Annotated in this window: 18 protein-coding genes; 16 read left to right on the forward strand and 2 right to left on the reverse strand. The window is 41.7% G+C overall.

The features are described from left to right. Positions 1–133: 133 nt before the first annotated feature. The 5 genes from purF to LI162_RS03325 all read left to right on the forward strand — a co-directional run bounded on the left by purF (position 134) and on the right by LI162_RS03325 (position 7,620). Positions 134–1,570: an amidophosphoribosyltransferase gene (gene purF / locus LI162_RS03305; RefSeq protein WP_196019776.1), complete on the forward strand. Its 1,437-nt coding sequence runs from the start codon at positions 134–136 to the stop codon at positions 1,568–1,570. A gap of 74 nt (positions 1,571–1,644) precedes the next feature. Continuing rightward, complete coding sequence (purB, locus tag LI162_RS03310) at positions 1,645–3,078, forward strand: adenylosuccinate lyase (protein WP_015528882.1); 1,434 nt, start codon at positions 1,645–1,647, stop codon at positions 3,076–3,078. A gap of 136 nt (positions 3,079–3,214) precedes the next feature. Then, a complete protein-coding gene (locus tag LI162_RS03315) occupies positions 3,215–4,216 on the forward strand; it encodes a hypothetical protein (RefSeq protein ID WP_196019774.1) in 1,002 nt (333 codons plus the stop codon). Between the two features lie 96 nt (positions 4,217–4,312). Beyond that, entirely contained in the window at positions 4,313–5,770 is a 1,458-nt protein-coding gene (gene gltX / locus LI162_RS03320) for a glutamate--tRNA ligase (protein WP_020435784.1), read from the forward strand. A 20-nt stretch (positions 5,771–5,790) separates the two neighbouring features. Then, positions 5,791–7,620: an ATP-dependent helicase gene (locus tag LI162_RS03325; RefSeq protein ID WP_227155721.1), complete on the forward strand. Its 1,830-nt coding sequence runs from the start codon at positions 5,791–5,793 to the stop codon at positions 7,618–7,620. A gap of 35 nt (positions 7,621–7,655) precedes the next feature. On the opposite strand, the gene LI162_RS03330 is transcribed toward LI162_RS03325, so the two are convergent. Further along, a complete protein-coding gene (locus LI162_RS03330; RefSeq protein ID WP_020435786.1) occupies positions 7,656–7,973 on the reverse strand; it encodes a DUF1292 domain-containing protein in 318 nt (105 codons plus the stop codon). Between the two features lie 185 nt (positions 7,974–8,158). On the opposite strand from LI162_RS03330, the gene LI162_RS03335 reads away from it, so the two are divergent. The 9 genes from LI162_RS03335 (at position 8,159) to LI162_RS03375 (ending at position 17,435) form a co-directional block, all read left to right on the forward strand. Beyond that, entirely contained in the window at positions 8,159–9,160 is a 1,002-nt protein-coding gene (locus tag LI162_RS03335) for a sugar ABC transporter substrate-binding protein (protein ID WP_055144670.1), read from the forward strand. Positions 9,161–9,190: 30 nt separating this feature from the next. After that, on the forward strand, positions 9,191–11,032 hold the full coding sequence (locus LI162_RS03340) for an alpha-amylase family glycosyl hydrolase (RefSeq protein ID WP_227155723.1): 1,842 nt from the start codon (positions 9,191–9,193) through the stop codon (positions 11,030–11,032). Beyond that, entirely contained in the window at positions 11,029–11,559 is a 531-nt protein-coding gene (locus LI162_RS03345) for a DUF5662 family protein (protein WP_226901009.1), read from the forward strand. The genes LI162_RS03340 and LI162_RS03345 overlap by 4 nt, the downstream gene beginning before the upstream one ends. A gap of 21 nt (positions 11,560–11,580) precedes the next feature. After that, positions 11,581–12,222: a histidine phosphatase family protein gene (locus tag LI162_RS03350; protein WP_227155725.1), complete on the forward strand. Its 642-nt coding sequence runs from the start codon at positions 11,581–11,583 to the stop codon at positions 12,220–12,222. 293 nt (positions 12,223–12,515) lie between these two features. Next, entirely contained in the window at positions 12,516–13,655 is a 1,140-nt protein-coding gene (gene recA, locus LI162_RS03355) for a recombinase RecA (protein ID WP_015528892.1), read from the forward strand. Then, complete coding sequence (locus LI162_RS03360; RefSeq protein ID WP_020435792.1) at positions 13,652–14,296, forward strand: regulatory protein RecX; 645 nt, start codon at positions 13,652–13,654, stop codon at positions 14,294–14,296. The genes recA and LI162_RS03360 overlap by 4 nt, the downstream gene beginning before the upstream one ends. A gap of 237 nt (positions 14,297–14,533) precedes the next feature. Next, on the forward strand, positions 14,534–16,087 hold the full coding sequence (rny, locus tag LI162_RS03365) for a ribonuclease Y (RefSeq protein ID WP_055145286.1): 1,554 nt from the start codon (positions 14,534–14,536) through the stop codon (positions 16,085–16,087). 142 nt (positions 16,088–16,229) lie between these two features. Beyond that, on the forward strand, positions 16,230–16,769 hold the full coding sequence (locus LI162_RS03370) for an NUDIX hydrolase (RefSeq protein ID WP_015528893.1): 540 nt from the start codon (positions 16,230–16,232) through the stop codon (positions 16,767–16,769). Positions 16,770–16,892: 123 nt separating this feature from the next. Further along, positions 16,893–17,435 (forward strand): stage II sporulation protein M, encoded by a 543-nt coding sequence (locus LI162_RS03375; protein WP_227155727.1) that lies wholly within the window; start codon positions 16,893–16,895, stop codon positions 17,433–17,435. On the opposite strand, the gene LI162_RS03380 is transcribed toward LI162_RS03375, so the two are convergent. Beyond that, positions 17,392–18,741 carry a polysaccharide biosynthesis protein gene (locus LI162_RS03380; RefSeq protein ID WP_227155729.1) on the reverse strand — a complete coding sequence of 450 codons (1,350 nt, stop codon included), beginning with the start codon at positions 18,739–18,741 and terminating at the stop codon, positions 17,392–17,394. The genes LI162_RS03375 and LI162_RS03380 overlap by 44 nt on opposite strands. Before the next feature lie 179 nt (positions 18,742–18,920). On the opposite strand from LI162_RS03380, the gene LI162_RS03385 reads away from it, so the two are divergent. Both LI162_RS03385 and nifS read left to right on the forward strand, forming a co-directional pair. Next, positions 18,921–19,382 carry an RrF2 family transcriptional regulator gene (locus LI162_RS03385; protein ID WP_020435796.1) on the forward strand — a complete coding sequence of 154 codons (462 nt, stop codon included), beginning with the start codon at positions 18,921–18,923 and terminating at the stop codon, positions 19,380–19,382. A 75-nt stretch (positions 19,383–19,457) separates the two neighbouring features. Further along, complete coding sequence (nifS, locus tag LI162_RS03390; protein ID WP_155203801.1) at positions 19,458–20,648, forward strand: cysteine desulfurase NifS; 1,191 nt, start codon at positions 19,458–19,460, stop codon at positions 20,646–20,648. Positions 20,649–20,688: the final 40 nt, after the last annotated feature.

A 20,688-nucleotide genomic window follows, 5' to 3' on the forward strand; every position in this document is an offset into this window, starting at 1 on the left:
AAATAATGAGCAGGAAGAAATACAAGGCGGAGGGAATGTTGATTTTCACTCCGCCTTATATTATAATCGGTTTTGTATGATACAGAAATCATGATAAAAACTAGCAGGAACTAGGTAAGGAGCATAAACTGACATGAGTGAATTTGAAAAAGCAGTGACGGGACTTGGGGAAGAATGCGGTGTTTTTGGTGCTTATGATGTGGATGGGCATGATGTGGCTGCATCAGTCTATTATGGCTTGTTTGCTCTGCAGCATAGAGGTCAGGAGAGCTGCGGTATTGCAGTGACAGACACTTATGGGAAGAGAAACGTCCTTTCAAAAAAAGGACTTGGCCATGTGGATGACGTGTTTGATGAAGAGGGCCTTTCAGAGCTGAAAGGAAATCTTGGTGTGGGCCATGTAAGATATTCAACAGCAGGCGCAACACGTGTAGAGAATGCAATGCCACTTGTTATAAACTATGTAAAGGGAACACTTGTGATTGCACATAACGGAAATTTAGTAAATGCAATCGAGCTGAGAGAAGAACTCAGCCAGACAGGTGCTATTTTCCAGACAACAATAGATTCTGAAGTAATCGCATATCTTATTGCGAGAGAGCGTCTTCATACACCGACAGCAGAAGAAGCAGTGAAGCGTGCGATGCAGAAGATCAAGGGTGCATACGCACTTGTTGTTAGCAGCCCGAGAAAAATGATTGGTGCAAGAGATCCATTTGGACTCAAGCCACTGTGCATCGGAAAACGTGACAATACATATTTCCTTGCTTCTGAGAGCTGTGCAATTGCAGCTGTAGACGGTGAGTTTGTAAGAGATGTTCTTCCGGGAGAAATCGTAACAATTACAAGAAAATATGGAATCCAGTCAGATACGAGTATGGTGATCGATTCGGAAAAACAGGCAAGATGTATTTTTGAGTATATTTATTTTGCAAGAACAGACAGTACAATCGATGGTGTAGGTGTATACCATTCCAGAATTCTGGCAGGAAAAGCACTTGCGGAATCTTATCCGGTAGACGCTGATCTTGTTGTAGGAGTTCCGGACTCTGGTCTGGTAGCAGCGAAAGGATATTCTGAGCAGTCAGGAATTCCGTATGGAATGGCATTTCACAAGAACAGCTATGTGGGAAGAACATTTATCAAACCGAAACAAAGCGAACGTGTTTCCAGTGTAAAAATCAAACTGAATGTGATTCCGGAAGTTGTAAAGGGAAAACGAATCGTAATGGTAGATGATTCCATCGTGCGTGGAACAACTTGTGCAAATATCATTAAGATGCTGAAAAAAGCCGGAGCAAAAGAGGTACATGTACGTATCAGTTCTCCACCGTTCTTACATCCATGCTTCTTTGGAACGGATGTTCCGTCAAATGAGCAGCTGATCGCACATACTCACACACAGGAGGAGATCCGTCAGCTGATTGGAGCAGATTCTCTTGGATACATGGAGATTGAGAAACTGAAAGACATGGTTGGAGATCTTAAGTATTGCGATGCCTGCTTTACAGGAAAGTATCCGATGGAAGTTCCGAAAGAGGATATCAGTCAGGCATTTGAACAAAATTGATTTTGAAGACTCAGTTTATGTGTTATAATAGATGAACAGTTACGATAAAGATATGAAACAAGGAGAAAAGAATTATGAGTAATGATCGTTATGTAAGCCCGCTTTCAGAGCGTTATGCAAGCCGCGAGATGCAGTATATCTTCTCACCGGACAAAAAGTTCAGAACATGGAGAAGACTTTGGATCGCACTGGCAGAGACTGAGAAGGAGCTTGGACTTAACATCACGGATGAGCAGATTGAAGAGATGAAGAGCCATGCGGATGATATTAACTTTGAGGTGGCAAAGGAACGTGAGAAGGTTGTACGTCATGATGTTATGTCTCATGTTTATGCATATGGTGTTCAGTGTCCGAAAGCAAAAGGAATCATCCATCTTGGAGCTACATCCTGTTATGTAGGAGATAATACAGATATTATTATTATGGCAGAAGCACTGAAACTGGTTCGCACAAAGCTTGTGAATGTAATTGCAGAGCTTGCGAAGTTTGCAGAGGAGCAGAAGAACCAGCCTACACTTGCTTTTACACATTTCCAGCCGGCACAGCCGACAACTGTTGGAAAGAGAGCAACTCTCTGGATGCAGGAGTTTGAAATGGATCTTGAGGATCTGGAATATGTACTTGGAAGTCTGAAACTGCTTGGATCTAAAGGAACAACAGGAACACAGGCAAGTTTTCTTGAACTGTTTGACGGAGATCAGGAGACAATTGACAAGATCGATCCAATGATCGCTGAGAAGATGGGATTTAAGGCATGTTATCCGGTATCCGGACAGACTTATTCAAGAAAAGTAGACACAAGAGTACTGAATGTACTGGCAGGAATTGCTGCAAGTGCTCACAAATTCTCTAATGATATCCGTCTGCTCCAGCATTTAAAAGAAATTGAAGAACCATTTGAGAAGACACAGATCGGATCTTCAGCAATGGCTTATAAGAGAAACCCGATGAGAAGTGAGAGAATTGCTTCCCTTTCAAGATATGTGATGATTGATGCACTTAATCCGGCAATCACATCTGCAACACAGTGGTTTGAGAGAACACTTGATGATTCCGCTAACAAGCGTCTGAGTGTTCCGGAAGGATTCCTTGCAATCGACGGAATACTTGATCTTTGTCTGAACGTTGTAGACGGACTGGTTGTATACCCGAAAGTAATCGAGAAGCGTCTGATGTCCGAACTTCCATTCATGGCAACAGAGAATATTATGATGGATGCTGTTAAAGCCGGTGGAGACCGTCAGGAGCTGCACGAAAGAATCCGTGAGCTTTCTATGGAAGCAGGAAGAAATGTAAAAGAGAAGGGACTTGACAATAACCTTCTTGAACTGATCGCAGCAGATCCGGCATTCAACCTGACTTTAGAGGATCTTCAGAAGACAATGAAACCGGAGAAATATGTTGGACGTGCAAGTGAGCAGGTAGATGCTTATCTTAAAAATGTGATCCGTCCACTGCTTGAAAAGAATAAAGAGATCCTTGGCGTGAAGGCTGAAATTAACGTATAGAATCCTTGGAATCTATCAGGACAAAGCGGAAAAATCAAAGGGATGTTGCATTTGATTGCAGCATCCCTTTTTCTTTGATAAACTAAAATTATTTCGTATATTAAAATGTGGGGGAAAGAGAAAGGAATAAGAGAACATGGATATAGGACTGAATTGGAATGAATGGCATCAGGAAGCGGCGAGAAAACCATATGTCAGAGTGGGAGTGACTTTATTAAGTGGTGCGCTGATTCTGATGTCTGCACAGGAAATTGTTTCATTATATTTGGAAAAGAATCTGATTTCCGAAATAGAGGTCTGTGCGACAACAGAGGATATAAATGTGTCAGGAAATGATCTGCCGGAAAAAGTAACAATAACAAAACAGATAAAAGAACCGGAAAAAATGGATGAGCATTCTTTCTTATCAGCAGAAACTATCCAGACAGATGTTAATCAAGCAGATGTTATCCAGGTAGCAGCTGTTCCGGCAGAAATTTTAGTGGAAGAACCTATGGTAGAAGAAATTGCGGTGGAAGAACCAGTAGTAGAAGAGATTGTGGCAGAAAAACCAGGCGTGAAAAGAGATACAACTATAAATGTTGCAAGTGAACCGGTAATTACAAATCCTGATTCAATGGAAAATGTAAAAAATGAAAATGAGGATGAAGAAGGGTCGATAGCAGTGGGAAATACAGATACCGGATATCTTATTAATGCGGAAGGTATGATCTGTGGACTTTCAGGAGACAAAGAAGTGATAAAGGATGGAGTATTGTACTTTCCTGAAGAAGGATGTTCCGGAATTGCGAGAGGAGCACTGTCGGGTCTTGGTTCTGCTGTAGAAGAGATTGAAATTCCTGCTAATATAACAAATATTCAGCCAGGAGCGTTTGTGGGGCTGAGTAATCTGGGATGGATAGAAGCAGATGCAGCAAATCCAGCCTATGTTACGGTAGATGGTGTACTTTACACGGCAGATGGCACAGTTCTTCTTGCATTTCCGGCAGCATGGACAGGAACCTTTCAGGTGCCGGAAAGTGTGAAAAGTTTTGCGGAAAGTGCATTTGATGGAACAAATCTGGAATGTATTGATGCAAGATCCTGTACACTTGAACAGGCGGGAAGTATTCCTGAAACGGTGAAACTTTTGGAGTAAAAGAAAAACATTGATTTTGTTTGTTGAAGAATCTGGGGACTTGCGCTATAATATGACGAGATTGAACAATAACAAACAAGAATTGGAGAAGATAGAATGAGTAAGAAAGTAAGAACAAGATTTGCACCAAGCCCGACAGGAAGAATGCATGTGGGTAACTTAAGAACAGCACTATACGCGTATCTGATCGCAAAGCATGAAGGGGGAGATTTCCTCCTTCGTGTAGAGGATACAGACCAGGAACGTTTTGTGGAAGGTGCACTTGATATCATTTACAGAACAATGGAGAAAACAGGTCTCATCCATGATGAGGGACCGGATAAAGATGGCGGATATGGACCGTATGTACAGAGTGAGCGTAATGCATCAGGACTTTATCTTAAATATGCAAAGCAGCTTGTAGAGCAGGGAGATGCTTATTACTGTTTCTGTGACAAAGAGCGTCTTGAGTCTTTAAAGACACAGGTTTCCGAAGGTGGAGTAGAGATTTCTGTTTATGATAAGCACTGCTTAAGTCTGAGCAAGGAAGAAGTAGAGGCGAATCTGGCAGCAGGTAAGCCATGGGTTATCCGTCTGAATGTACCGAATGAAGGTGAGACAACATTCCATGATGAGATCTACGGAGATATCACAGTTCCGAATGCAGAGCTTGACGATATGATCTTGATTAAATCTGATGGATTCCCGACATATAATTTTGCAAATGTAATTGACGATCATCTGATGGAGATTTCACATGTTGTTCGTGGAAATGAGTACTTATCTTCAGCACCGAAGTATAACCGCCTTTATGAGGCGTTTGGCTGGGAAGTACCAGTTTATGTACACTGTCCACTGATCACAGATGAGAATCATAAGAAATTGAGCAAGAGATGTGGACATTCTTCTTATGAAGATCTGATCGAGCAGGGATATGTTTCAGAGGCAGTTGTGAATTATGTTGCACTGCTCGGATGGTGCCCGACAGATAACAGAGAGATCTTCTCATTGGAAGAGCTTGTTGAGGCATTTGATTATCATCATATGAGTAAATCTCCGGCTGTATTTGATACAGTGAAATTGAAATGGATGAACGGAGAATATCTCAAGGCAATGGATTTTGATAAGTTCTATGCACTTGCGGAGCCTTATCTGAAAGAGGCAGTAACAAAGGACTATGATCTGAAGAAGATTGCAACACTTGTGAAGACAAGAATTGAGATTCTTCCGGAGATCAAAGAGCAGGTTGATTTCTTTGAAGAACTTCCAGATTACGATATTGCACTGTATACACACAAGAAGATGAAAACAGATCCTGAGAAGTCACTCGCACTTCTGAACGAGGTTCTTCCGGTTCTCGAGGCGCAGGAGGACTTTAGTAATGATGCATTGTTTGAGACATTGAAAGCATTTGCAACAGAAAAAGGATACAAAGTAGGTTATGTAATGTGGCCGCTTCGTACAGCAGTTTCCGGAAAGCAGAGCACTCCGGGTGGAGCAACAGAACTGATGGAAGTACTCGGAAAAGAGGAGTCTCTTAGAAGAATCCGTCTTGGAATCGAGAAACTTCAGTAAGGACAGCGAAAAGAGGTACAATGGGATTTAATGAAGCACAGGCGCAGGCGATTCAGCACACAGACGGCCCATGTCTTGTACTGGCAGGCCCGGGATCGGGGAAGACGCTTACGATTGTAAACAGAGTAAAATACCTTATAGAGAAACAGAAAGTAAGACCAGAAGAAATTCTGGTCGTTACTTTTACAAGATTTGCAGCGGCGGAGATGAAATCCCGCCTCTGTTTGGTTATGGGCAAAAGAGATCTTCCGGTTACAGTGGGTACATTTCATGGAATCTATTATGGAATCCTGAAATGGGCTTACCGGATGAATCAGGAAAATATTCTTTCGGAGACAGAAAAATATCAGATTTTGCGTGGCGTGATTAACAAGGAAAGAATGGAGATCTTTGATGAAGAAGATTTTATTCAGGATATTGCGGCAGAAATTGGAAAAGTGAAGAATAATCGGATTCCGCTGGAAGAATTTGTATCAGAAAAGTGTAGTGCGGATGCTTTTCGCAATATTTACCGTAATTATGAACAGCATAGAAAAGAACTGAAAAAGATTGATTTTGATGATATGCTGGTACTTTGTTATGAATTGTTCCGGTCAAGACCAGATGTACTTGCACAGTGGCAGAAGAAATTCAGATACGTTTTGATTGATGAATTTCAGGATATTAATCGAATTCAGTATGATGTGATCCGCATGCTGGCACAGCCGGAAAATAATTTGTTCGTAGTAGGGGATGACGATCAGGCAATCTACGGATTTCGTGGAGCTGATTCAGAATTGATGCTTGGATTTGGAAAAGATTTCCCTGATGCAAAACAAATTCTGTTGGGAATGAATTACCGTTCGACAGCAAATATCGTACAGAATTCTTTGAAACTGATTGAAAATAATGTGGAGAGATACAGTAAAAAATTGGAAGCAAACCGTGAAGGCGGTTCCTGCCTTCATATTCAGGAAGTGAAAGATCCGGTGGAAGAGGCAGAATATGTTCTTGAAGAGATACAGAAATGTAAGGAGAATGGCATAAAAGAAGAGGAGATTGCGATTCTATTCAGGGTTCATACAGATGCGCGAGCAGTGGTAGAAGCAATGGTGGAGCGGAAGATCCCGTTTCAGATGAAAGAACATCTTCCAAATATATATGAACACTTTATCGCAAAGGACATCATGGCATATTTCCGACTGGCAACAGGAGCCCGGCACAGACAAGATTTTTTACAGATAATGAACCGACCAAAGCGATATCTTGGAAGAGACAGTGTAGCAGGAGCGAAGGTTTCTTTTGAAGACATGCGGAAGTTCTATTGTGATAAAGACTGGATGATCGACCGGATTGATCAGTTTGAGTGGGATGTTAAGATGCTTATGAAGATGGCTCCATATGCGGCAATCCAGTATATCAGAAAAAGGATTGGTTATGACGATTTTCTGAAAGAGTATGCATTTACACATCAGATAAACAGATCTGATCTGAATGAAGTACTGGCAGAGATCGAAGAGGCGGCGAAAGCATTTTCAAGTGTTGAAGAATGGTTTGCACATGTAGAAGAATATACGGAGACTTTGAAAGTGAAGGAAAAGGAAAGAAACAGACCACGTCCGGGTGTCCGGCTGATGACGATACATGCTTCTAAAGGACTGGAATTCAAGCAGGTATTTCTGATTGCGGCGAATGAAGGAAGGATTCCGTATCAGAAGGCAAAGACAGACAAGGAGATCGAAGAAGAGAGAAGATTATTCTATGTGGCAATGACAAGGGCAAAAGATTTTCTGAAGATCTGTTATGTGAAAATAAAAAACGGGAAAGAAGTTACTCCTTCCCGTTTTGTAGACGAACTATTGAAAAGCTGACCGGATGTCAGTCACTTTGCTGACATCCTCAAGACTTAGTCCTCCAGGTCATCTAATGCATCAAGATCGATATCGCCGAAATCCTGTGTATCCAGCCATTCGTTGAATATAGCGGAAACACGGTCGAACTCTTCATCTTCTTCGATGTTCTCAAGTCCAGGTTCTTCCTCTTCTCCGTTATCAATGAAACGATACAGATAGATCTGACCGTCTGTGTTATCACCGTTTTCATCCAGTGGAAGAAGTGCGATATACTCCTTTTCATCTGCTTCAAAAATATTGAGAACAGCGCATTCAAGTTCCTCATTATTCTCCAGTGTCAAAGTGACTGTGAGGGATTCGTTTTCGTTCATAATCTTCTCCTTTGAATCTGTGTTGTATTTCATTCCGTATTGACCAGCCAGGTGCTCAAAACGAGAATGATCAGCTATCTTGATGGTAACAAAAAGGGGAGAAAAAAGCAAGATAAGATTGACTTTCGGGTTAAACAAGGTAGAATAAAAGTGTTACTGATAGAAGTGAAAGGATAATAGACAATATGAAGAAAAGATGGATACTGTGTACAGTGGCAGTTTTGTGTATAGCGGCAGCACTGCTTGGATGTGGAAAGAAAAATGTTGGAACACCGGAAGATAATGCAGTAGTAGAAGAGGATGATAAGAAAAATGATAATACAGGGGAAAGTGGCAGACTGTTTGGATTTAGTGGGATTGATATGTCGAATCCTTTTTATGACACATTGAAAAATTCTGTCCAGACAGCATTAGAGGCTCAAGGTGACCGTCTGATGGTTCGTGATCCGGCATCAGATGCTGATTTGCAGAATGAACAGATTCGGGAGTTGATCAACGAAGGGGTACAGGCAGTATTTCTTTGTCCGGTAGATTGGGAGAAAATCACTCCCGCACTTGAAGCCTTAAAAGAGGCAGATATTCCGGTGATCAATCTTGATACAGAAGTAAAAGAGACAAGCCTTGTATCTGCATTTGTAGGGTCAGATAATGAGAATGCGGGATATGTATGCGGGCAGGATCTTCTGGTCCAGAAACCAGATGGTGGCAAAATTGTGATTGTGGAAAACCCTGGGGTGAACTCAGTGAATGAGAGAATTACCGGATTTGAAGAGGCTATAACAAACAGTGGGTTTGAAGTGGTAAAGAGAATTGAAGCATTGGGAGACAGCAGTAATGTGAAGGACGAGATGACACAGGTTCTGAGCGAAAATAGTGAGATTGATGCTGTAATGTGTGGTAGTGATCCTATGGCAGAACAGGTGATGGCAGCGATCACAGAAGCGCAGAGAACGAATATCTGCGTGTATAGTGTGGATGGTTCCCCGGCGACAAAAACAGCACTGGTGAATGGCACTGGAGGAATGACCGGGATTGGAGCACAGTCCCCGATCAATATGGGAAAGACAGCAGTAAAGGTGGCGACAGCATTACTGGCAGACAAGGATTACGAGAAGGATAATTATGAGGAAACTTTCTTTATAAATCGTGATAATGTTGAAATGTACGGAACGGATGGATGGCAGTAATTTATTGATTGCTCAAGAAAGGGGTTAACTATGAGGAAGATAAAGGGGAGTCCGCAGCCATTTGGAGTGGATATCAAAGGCAAAAATATAAATTTTGCCGTTCAGGTAGCAAAAGGGAAGACATGTGAACTTTTACTGTATAAGAGAGGAAAAGAAGTTCCGGAATATCAGTTTGATATGCCGGAGGAAGAAGGCGTTGGAGAAGTACGTTTCTTATCTGTTGAAGGTCTGAAAGCAGATCGATATGAATACAATTTTCTGATTGATGGGAAAGTATGTGTGGATCCATATGCAAAAGAACTTGCAGGAAAAGAGAAATTTGGTGTAGAACGAAAACTTCAGGAACATCAGATTCGTGGGAAAATTGTTTCAATGGAGGACTATGACTGGCAGGAGGATCAGCGCCTACATCTTCCATGGGAAGATGTAGTGGCTTATGGTTTGCATGTGCGTGGATTTACAAAACATTCTTCTTCGAAAGTGGTGCATAAGGGAACATTTCAGGGGGTTGTTGAAAAACTGGATTATTTAAAAGAACTTGGAGTCAACCAGATTCAGTGTATGCCGGTCTATGAATTTGAAGAGTGCGGAAAAACAAAAGTGAACTATTGGGGATATGGTAAAGGTTTTTATTTTGCCCCTAAAAAAGCCTATGCATATGGGAAAAGTGCAGTTCGTGAGTTGAAAGATATGGTGCGAGCATGTCATAGTCAGGGCATAGAAGTTGTACTGGAGATGCCATTTATTCCGGGAATATCAGCAAATTATGTAACGGAATGTCTACGCTTTTATATGCTGGAGTATCATGTGGATGGATTTGTTCTGAATCCTTATAACGTACCGTGGGAACAGCTGATAGAAGATCCGTTTTTGAAAGATATCAAGCTGATGCAGAAAGATGATGGTTTCCAGAATGTGATGCGTCGCTTCTTAAAAGGTGACGAGAATATGGTCAATGATGTCATCTGGGCATTGAAAAATCGTTCATCGGAAAATGGAAAATGCAATTATATTACAACACAGACAGGATTTACGTTATGGGATTTAGTGTCTTATGATTGTAAACATAACGAAGAAAACGGTGAGAAGAACCTGGATGGACCAGATTATAATTACAGTTGGAACTGCGGAGCTGAAGGACCGAGCAGAAAACGCGCAGTTGTCAATCTTAGAAAGAATCAGGTGAAGAATGCATTAGAACTCCTGTTGACGGCTCAGGGAACTCCATGCCTTCTTGCAGGGGATGAATTCTGTAATTCGCAGAGAGGAAATAACAATGCATATTGTCAGGATAACGAGACAGGATGGGTGAACTGGACACAGTTGAAGAAAGATGACTGGCTGTTTCAGTATACAAAGAAACTGATCGGGCTGAGAAAAGAACATCGTTGTCTCCACCAGAGTACAGCACTATCCGGAATGGATACCACGAGATGTGGCATACCGGACGTATCCTACCATGGAGAAAATGCATGGCAGGTAAAAGCAGAAGTTTCCAGCCGTCAGTTAGGTGTCTTGTATTCAGGAACGAAAGAAGGGGAGTTTCCTTGTTTTACAGCGTATAATATGCATTGGCTGCCGCATCACTTCGCAATACCATCAATTGGAAAGAACGTAGAATGGTATCTTGTTATGGCTACAAAAGATGGCGTGCTTTGTGAAGCGAAAAAGCTGGAAAATCAGAAAGATGTATTACTGGAAGAACGTAGCGTAGCAATTCTGGTTGGACGCAGGATAGAGGAAAAGAAGAGTCGTTCAGAAAAGAAACCGATTCATACAGCTAAGACGCAGAATGTAAATAAAATAGAAAAACGGCAGGGAGCAGAAGAACTTTGTAAAGAAGAACAGCCGGCCAGAGAGGGAAAAGTATGAAGGCATTTGCACATTTTTGTACCATAACAAAACACAAAAAACTGGTATTGAAAGAGTGTTTTCGTGTTGGGTTGTACAAACAGGGACTGCTCCATGATATGTCAAAATACAGTTGGACAGAATTCCGTGTGGGATGCAGATACTATCAGGGGACAAGAAGCCCTAATAATGCCGAACGGGAAGAAAAGGGGTATTCTTCCGCATGGCTCCACCACAAAGGCAGGAACAAACACCATTATGAATACTGGATTGATTATAGTCTGGAGGGACCGAACCTTCTGGCGGGAATGAAGATGCCGGTGAAATATGTAGTAGAGATGTTTCTTGACCGCATTGCAGCAAGTAAAGTGTATCTCGGGGATGCATATACCTCTGATGCACCGCTTGCTTATTATGAAAACGGACGTGCAGATGAGCTGATGCATAAAGATACAAGAGAATTATTAGAAAAACTGCTTCATATGCTTGCGGAAGAAGGCGAGGAAACTACTTACAGATATATCAGGAGAGAAGTATTAAAAAGATAAGAAGAGGGAGTGTAGGCAGCAGTGAGGCTATATATTGTGCGTCATGGAGAGACGGATTGGAACAAGAAAAAACTGGTACAGGGACGAAAGGATATTCCCTTAAATGAATATGGGCGTCATCTTGCCCGGGAAACTTCTTATGGGATGAGACAATACCAGATTGATCTGGCTTATACAAGTCCCTTACGGCGTGCAAAAGAAACGGCAGAGATTCTTCTTGAAGGACGCAACATTCCGCTTTATGAAGATCAGAGAATCCAGGAAATTTCTTTTGGCTCGTATGAGGGAATGTCTTGTGTAGATAAGACGAAAGAAGAGAATCTTGCATTTCAGAAATTCTTTCAGGATACGGGAAATTATATTCCTCCGGAAGATGCTGAAAGTGTAGAACAACTTTATGAAAGAACCGGAGAGTTTTTAAAGAGTCTTGAAGAGAGTAAGAAGCTGAAGAATAAGAATCTTCTAATTTCTACTCATGGTGCTGCGATGACAGCAATGCTGAACAGGATGAGAGGCAGTCTTTCAGTAGAACATTTCTGGAAAAATGAAGTACCGCCAAATTGTTCTGTTACGATTGCGGAACTTGAAGGCAGTGGATTCAAAATTATCCAGGAAGGAATTATCTTTTACAAAGAAGAAGTGAAACACTGGAAAGCAGTGTAGTATAAAAGGCAGAATGTAAGTGCTGTGGTACTTGCATTCTGCCTTTCCTTATGCTATTCTTTAGTTGTCTGGCCGGCAGATCCTTAAGCCGGCACTGATTCACATGAACTTCAATGCTTCTGTTTCAGGAAGAGGATTCCATGGTATATCGTATTATTGCAACAAAATTAAGGGGAAGAATTATTGTTGACATTTTGAAAGAAGTATAATAAAATCTATTCATAGACGAACAACTGTTCGAAAAAAGAGAGAATGGGTTTTATACACTAAGAGAGATAGAGAAGGAGAAAATTATGGCAGGCAAAGAGAGCGTTACAAAGCTGGCGAATAACGAAGAGAAGAAGAAAGCACTGGATGCAGCGATCGCAAAGCTGGAGAAAGATTTTGGTAAGGGTGCAGTGATGCGGCTGGGAGAATCAGGGGCGCATGTAGCTGTAGAGACAGTTCCTACCGGATGTCTGAGCCTTGATCTGGCACTTGGACTTGGCGGTGTGCCAAAGGGACGTGTGATTGAGGTTTATGGTCCTGAATCAAGTGGTAAGACAACTGTCGCACTTCATATGATTTCTGAGGTTCAGAAGAGAGGCGGAATTGCCGGATTTATCGATGCAGAGCATGCACTGGATCCTGTATACGCAAAGAATATCGGAGTAGATATCGATGAACTCTATATTTCACAGCCTGACAGTGGAGATCAGGCCCTTGAGATTGCAGAGACAATGGTACGTTCAGGGGCGATTGATATTATTGTCATTGACTCTGTAGCTGCACTTGTTCCAAAGCAGGAGATCGAAGGGGATATGGGAGACAGTCATGTTGGTCTGCAGGCAAGATTGATGTCACAGGCATTGAGAAAACTGACACCGGTTATCAGCAAGTCAAACTGTATTGTGATCTTTATTAACCAGCTGCGTGAGAAAGTTGGAGTAATGTTTGGAAATCCAGAGACAACGACAGGAGGACGTGCGCTGAAATTCTATGCATCTGTGCGTATGGATGTCAGAAGAATCGAGACTTTAAAGCAGAGTGGAGAGATGGTAGGAAACCGTACAAGAATCCGTATTGTGAAGAATAAGATTGCTCCGCCGTTCAAAGAAGCGGAATTTGATATTATGTTTGGAAAAGGTATTTCCCGTGCAGGAGATATTCTTGATCTCGCAACCAATATTGATCTTGTGAAGAAGAGCGGTGCGTGGTATGCATATGAGGGAGAGAAGATTGGCCAGGGAAGAGAGAATGCAAAGGCATATCTGGAATCACATCCGGAAGTGATGGAGACACTGGATCAGAAGGTGAGAGCACATTATGCATTATCCGGATCAGAAGAAGCAGAGAATGAGCTTCCAGATGCTGAGAAGAAGACAGGGGCATCAAGTGATCTGAAGCTGACACCGGCTTCTAAAGTGGCTGATGAGGCAGAAAAGAAAGAATGATTGTTACTGGGATAGAAGAGCAGACAAAGACGAAGTTTAAAGTATATCTGGATGGAACATTTGCATTTGTGCTTTATAAAGGTGAGTTGAAGCGTTTTGGTATAAAGCAGGGAGAAGATCTCGCGCAGGAAAATTATGAAAAGATTCAGAATGAGGTACTGTTGAAACGCGCAAAGAAGAGAGCAATGCATTTGCTGGAGGATATGGATCGTACTGAGTCTGCATTAAGGGAAAAACTGAAGGCGGGACAATATCCGGAGAATGCAATCAGCGGAGCAATTGAATATGTGAGATCTTTTGGATATCTGGATGATGCAAGATATGCGGAAAATTTTGTTATGAGCCGCAAAGATACTAAAAGCAAACGGGAAATCAAGGCACTGCTGTCGCAGAAGGGAGTTTCTGATGATTTGATCTGCCTGGCTTTTGAACAGTGCTATAGTGAAGATTCTGAGGAAGAGGCAATCCGAAGGATACTGCGAAAAAAGAAGGTTGATCCGGAAAGAATGGAAGAGCAGGAATATCAAAAGATATTAGGATATCTTGCGCGAAAAGGATTTCGTTATGAGGTGATCCGCCATGTTATATCAGATTATGATAAACAGAGTAACTGTACACTCCCGTGTCAATCACTTCGCTAATTGACACGGAGGATGCGTGTTTTGACTTGAATGCATCTCGCCCCATCGCCAAAGGCGATTTAAAATGGCGAGATGCGTTGCTGGTCGCACATCGTGTGAACAGTAACCGGGTTATGTCATGTGATACAAAATAATAATTACAATGCTTGACATTGTTGTTGAAACAGTATAAAATTTAAGTGTTGTATTTGAGTAATATGTACAATGAAAATCGAATAAGGAGGTGCTCCTGTGCAGATAAGTCTAGGTTTATTTATAGGCGTTGCCGTGGCCCTCGCGTTGATAGTCGGAATCATTACTCACTTTGTTACAGTTTCCAATCTGAGAAAGAATGCGGAAAGCAAGATTGGGAATGCAGAAGCAAAAGCAAGAGAAATCATTGACGATGCTGTAAAGACTGCAGAGACGACGAAGAAGGAATCTCTTTTGGAAGTAAAGGAAGAGTCCATCAGGACAAAGAATGAACTCGAGAAAGAGACGAAAGAAAGAAGAGCGGAGTTACAGCGTTATGAGAAGCGTGTACTCGCGAAGGAAGAATCGGTCGACAAACGGTCAGATGTACTGGAACATCGTGAGAGCAAACTGACAGCGAAGGAAGAACATCTTCGCCAGCGTGAAGCCAAAGTAGAAGAACTTAGCCAGAAACGTGTGCAGGAACTGGAACGAATCTCAGGACTTACCTCCGAACAGGCAAAAGAATATCTGTTAAAAACTGTTGAAGATGACGTCAAGCATGACACAGCCAAGATGGTCAGAGAACTGGAAACTCAGGCAAAGGAAGAGGCTGACAAGAAAGCAAAAGAGTATGTTGTGAATGCAATTCAGAGATGTGCAGCAGATCATGTTGCAGAGACTACAATTTCTGTAGTTCAGCTTCCAAGTGATGAGATGAAAGGAAGAATTATCGGTAGAGAAGGAAGAAATATCAGAACACTGGAAACATTAACTGGTGTGGAACTGATCATTGATGATACTCCGGAAGCGGTTGTATTATCAGGGTTTGACCCAATCCGCCGAGAAGTTGCAAGAATTGCACTTGAGCGTCTGATCGTGGATGGACGTATTCATCCGGCAAGAATTGAGGAGATGGTTGAAAAAGCTCAGAAAGAAGTGGATACAATGATCCGCGAGGAAGGAGAAGCTGCGGCTCTTGACGTTGGAGTTACAGGAATTCATCCGGAGTTGATCCGTCTTCTTGGACGTATGAAGTTCAGAACAAGCTATGGACAGAATGCATTGAAGCATTCAATCGAAGTGGCCCAGTTATCCGGTCTTATTGCAGGTGAAATCGGACTGGATGTCAGACTTGCAAAACGTGCAGGACTTCTTCATGATATTGGTAAATCAATTGATCATGACGTAGAAGGATCACATATTCAGATTGGTTCAGATCTTTGTAGAAAATACAAAGAATCAGCAACCATTATTAATGCTGTGGAGGCACATCATGGTGATGTGGAGCCGCAGAGTCTGATTGCTTGTGTTGTTCAGGCAGCGGATACTATTTCAGCTGCAAGACCGGGAGCAAGAAGAGAAACCATCGAGACATATACAAACAGATTGAAACAGTTAGAAGATATTACCAACCAGTTTAAAGGTGTAGATAAGTCTTTTGCCATTCAGGCAGGTAGAGAGATTCGTGTTATGGTAGTTCCGGAGCAGGTATCTGACGATGATATGGTGCTTTTAGCAAGGGATATTGCAAAACAGATTGAGTTTGAATTAGAATATCCTGGACAGATTAAAGTAAATGTTATTCGTGAGTCACGAGCAACAGATTACGCAAAATAAGAGAATCATAACAGAAGATGAAAGTTGGCCCTTGTCGAAAGACAGGGGCTTTTAGTTTACTGAGAAAGCTATTACAGGTAAGAGTAAAAGTCTTTGATATAGAATGCATACGGTGATGTAAGGTAAAAGAAGGGAGAACGGAATGAGCGAGAAGATTAAAAGAATTAACAGAGAATTGAAATTTAAAGGAAAGATTCTTGATTTTTATCAGGACACGATAGAAGTGGACGGGGATCATACCGTAGTATGGGATTTTATAGGTCATAAAGGAGCAGCAGCGGTAGTTCCGGTTACAGCAGATGGTAAGATTTTGATGGTGAGACAGTATAGAAATGCGCTGGATCGATATACATTGGAGATTCCGGCAGGAGCACTTGATGAAGTGGGAGAACCTGGTATAGAGTGTGCGTCTCGCGAATTAGAGGAAGAGACAGGGTATCGCAGCGAGAATCTTGAGTGGCTGATCACTTTACGGACAACAGTAGCATTTTGTAACGAACGGATTGAAGTTTATGTGGCACATGATCTGATACCGTCAAAACAGCATTTGGATGAAGATGAATTTATTGAACTTGGCGCTTATACAATAGAAGAATTGAAGGAAAAGATCTTTTCAGGTGAGATTGAAGATGCGAAGACAGTTTCTTCTTTGATGGCTTATGCTGTAAAGTATGGAAAATGATTGAATGCCGACAATAAGTAGCATCGCTGCCGCATGAGAAAAACCAGACACTCATATAATGGTGTGGAAGATTGAGGATAAAAATATATCCGCAGAACATTTTATAGGGTGGGAGGAATACTGGTGAAGGCATTTCGTACAGGTCATTACTTTCTGGCTCTGTTTTTTACAGGCTTTTTGACAGGAATCTTGATTGTCAATTATATATGGGGAGAACAGCTGAGCCTGATCGGAACTTTTACAGAAGTTTATCTTATGAGATTAAAGAATGAGAAGATATCTTTTCAACAGTACATTTGGTATTTGATTCAGGTACGGGGAATTTTTTTCCTGGTGCTGTTTTTGGCGATGGGAATCCGGATTAGAAAAATTGTGGCAGCGTTTTTTCTTCTGTGGACTGGGATGTCAGGAGGAATTTTACTGTCAGAGGCAGTGGCAGAATTAGGAATGAAGGGAAGTATTCTTTGTGTGGCAGGACTATTTCCACAGTTCCTTTTTTATGTTCCGGCAGTTCTTGTGCTTTTGCGCTTTTGTTGGAACTATCCACAGAATCAGTGGAACAGACAAAAAACGTTCTTTGTATGCGGTTTGTTTTTAATTGGGATTTTTTTAGAATCCTGTCTTAATCCGTGGCTGATTCAACAGATTGTAAATATTCTTTTTTGATTTCGTGGGAAAGTGTGAGTAATGCAACGAGACAGACAGTTGATTGACTGATGAAAAGTCCCCATAGGTATCCTGTAATTCCATAGTGCGGGATTCCGAAATATACACTAAGAATGCGGATGGATAATCCAAGAAGATTGATCATCAGCGTCAGGGTTGTAAGTCCCAGTCCATTAATCGCACTGAGAAGAGCGGAACTTGTGTACAGAAAAGGACAGATCCAGGCAAGTGTTACGATGAAATTACTGGCTAAAGTACTGTGAAACAGGAAGTTTCCGAGAAAAGACCCGGTAAGAAGAAAGAAGACAGAACACAGAAGACCAAGGGAGAAACATCCTCCGGCAGCCTTTTTTATAAGGAGAAATGTCTCTTTTGAAGAGCTTTCAGCTTGCTTTTGTGCGACTGCTGGAATTAAAAGCAGGCTGATTGAGTTAGTGAGTGCACAGGGGAAAAGGATACATGGTAATGCCATTCCGGTCAGTACTCCATAAATACTGAGAGCTTCGGAAGCGCTGTGAGATGCAAGCTCAAGGCAGACAGGGATTGAAGCTGCTTCAATTCCCTGCAAGAATGTAATTGCTGTGCGATTAACTGTCAATGGAACAGAGAGGCGTAGCAATTCAGAACAAGATTTTGAGATAGAAAGAATATATGGAGAATCGGCATCAAAACCCTTCTTCTTCAGTGAAAAAAGCGAGTAGCCTGCTGCTGCAAGTTCTCCGAAAATAATACCTGATACAGCCAATGGAATCGCAGGGTGAACTCCACTGTGTATAAAAATAAAATATAAAACAAAAACAGAAGAAATTCGAACAAATTGTTCGATTAACTGTGAAATAGCCGGGACAGAGGTTCTTTGCAGACCATAGTGATAACCACAGATACAACTGTGGACAGAAGCCGCCGGAAGTGCAAGAACGATCAGATATAATAGTGTTGCACATCTTGGATCTCCAAGAAAACGATTTGAAAGAAAAACGGAATTCTTCTGTACCAGAAAAGTGCAAATCAGAGAAATCAGAACAGAAAGAATCAGACCTGTCTGGAAAATCAACTTTCCGTCCTGCGTTCGGCCAAGGGAGTGAAAGCGAGAGACACTTCTGGAAATGGCAGTTTCAAGACCTGAAGTACTCAAAGACAGGCAGAGTGCGTAGAAAGGGAAAATTAACTGATAAAGTCCGACCTGTTCTTCTCCAAAGGTATGGCTTAAGAAAATACGGAAAAAGAATCCGAGAACGCGGCTTACAAGACCGGCAGATGTGAGAATCAGTGTTCCTTTAATCAAAGAATGTTTTTTTCTAAACATAATACCCTCATGTCAAAATGATTGCTGCCACGTGCAACGCGGACAGTAACCAGAAATGAACTTATTTTTAAACAACATATTCAAGAAACATCCTTGACAGAACGTAAGACTGGTGATATCCTACAAAAGGAAACCCTAGCATAATACTAGGAAAAGGAAAAGAAAAAGAAGGTGAAGATGTGAAACTGTCAACAAAGGGGAAATACGGATTGCGTGCCTTGATCGATCTGGCCCAATACAGTGAAGATTCTCCGGTTTCCATCACAAGTATTGCAAGACGTCAGGATATTTCAGAACGATATCTGGAACAATTGATGTCGAAGCTAAAAAAAGCAGGACTTGTCAAGAGTATCCGAGGTGCAAATGGTGGATATGTCTTAGCAAAGGAAGCAAAAGATATTTCTGTAGGAGATGTGCTTCGTGCACTGGAAGGAAATCTTGAACCAGTAGAATGCGCCGGACTTGATCCGGAAGGAGAATGCAAAGGTGCGGACAGCTGTGTGACAAAGTATGTGTGGAAACGAATCAATGATAGTATTAACCAGACAGTAGATGAAATCTGGCTGAACCAACTGGTGACAGAAAGTAAATGTCTTGGACATACAGACAATCATCTGGATTATACAAAGTGTAAAAACTGAAAAGAATCATTGTCTACAATTATTTGTGAACAGTAAGAAAACAAAGTAGATAAAATAAAAGTGAGGTAACAGGTAATGGGAAAATTAATTTATCTTGATAATGCAGCAACAACAAAGACAGCACCGGAAGTTGTGGATGCGATGCTCCCATATTTTACAGAGCATTTTGGCAACCCATCCAGTGTTTATGGTTTTGCGGCTGCGAATAAAGAAGTGATCACAAAACAGAGAGAAATCATAGCAAAAGCACTTGGTGCGAAGACAGAGGAGATTTATTTCACAGCTGGTGGTTCTGAATCTGATAACTGGGCGCTGAAAGCTACAGCTGAGGCTTATGAATCAAAGGGAAAACATATCATTACAACAAAGATTGAACATCATGCAATCCTTCATACAGGAGAATATCTCCAGAAGAGAGGATATGAAGTGACTTATCTGGATGTAGATGAGAATGGTATTGTCAGTCCGGAAGCTGTTGAAGCAGCGATCCGTCCGGATACAATTCTGGTCAGCGTAATGTTTGCAAACAATGAGATCGGAAGTATTCAGCCAATCAAAGAAATTGGTGAGATTGCACATAAACATGGAGTACTTTTCCATACAGATGCTGTCCAGGCGTTTGGTCAGGTACCGATCAATGTAGATGAGATGAATATTGATATGCTCAGTTCCAGTGGACATAAACTGAACGGACCAAAGGGAATCGGTTTCCTTTATATCAGAAAAGGTGTGAAGATCCGCTCCTTCGTCCATGGTGGAGCACAGGAGAGAAAGCGCCGTGCAGGAACAGAGAATGTACCTGGAATCGTTGGACTTGGAAAAGCAGTTGAACTTGCAATGGCTTCTATGGATCAGAGAATGAAACAGGAGACAGAACTCCGCGATTATGCAATCTCCAGAATTGAGAAAGAGATTCCATATTGCAGACTGAACGGAGACCGTGTGAAACGTCTTCCAAACAATATTAACTTCAGCTTCCAGTTTGTAGAGGGTGAATCCCTTCTGATCATGCTGGATATGAAAGGAATCTGTGCATCCAGTGGTTCCGCCTGCACATCAGGTTCTCTGGATCCATCCCATGTCCTTCTTGCAATCGGACTGCCGCATGAGATCGCACATGGTTCCCTTCGTATGACACTTGGAGCTGATACAACAAAAGAAGATATTGATTATACAATTGATCAGTTGAAAGAGATTGTTGCACATCTGCGCAGTATGTCTCCACTCTACGAAGATTTTATAAAAAAGCAGCAGAAGAATGCATAAGTCAGAATGATTTAAAAGAAAAATACAGAATAATTTTTGG

This window comes from Mediterraneibacter sp. 210702-DFI.3.120 (assembly GCF_020561005.1).
GTDB lineage: Bacteria > Bacillota > Clostridia > Lachnospirales > Lachnospiraceae > Mediterraneibacter > Mediterraneibacter faecis.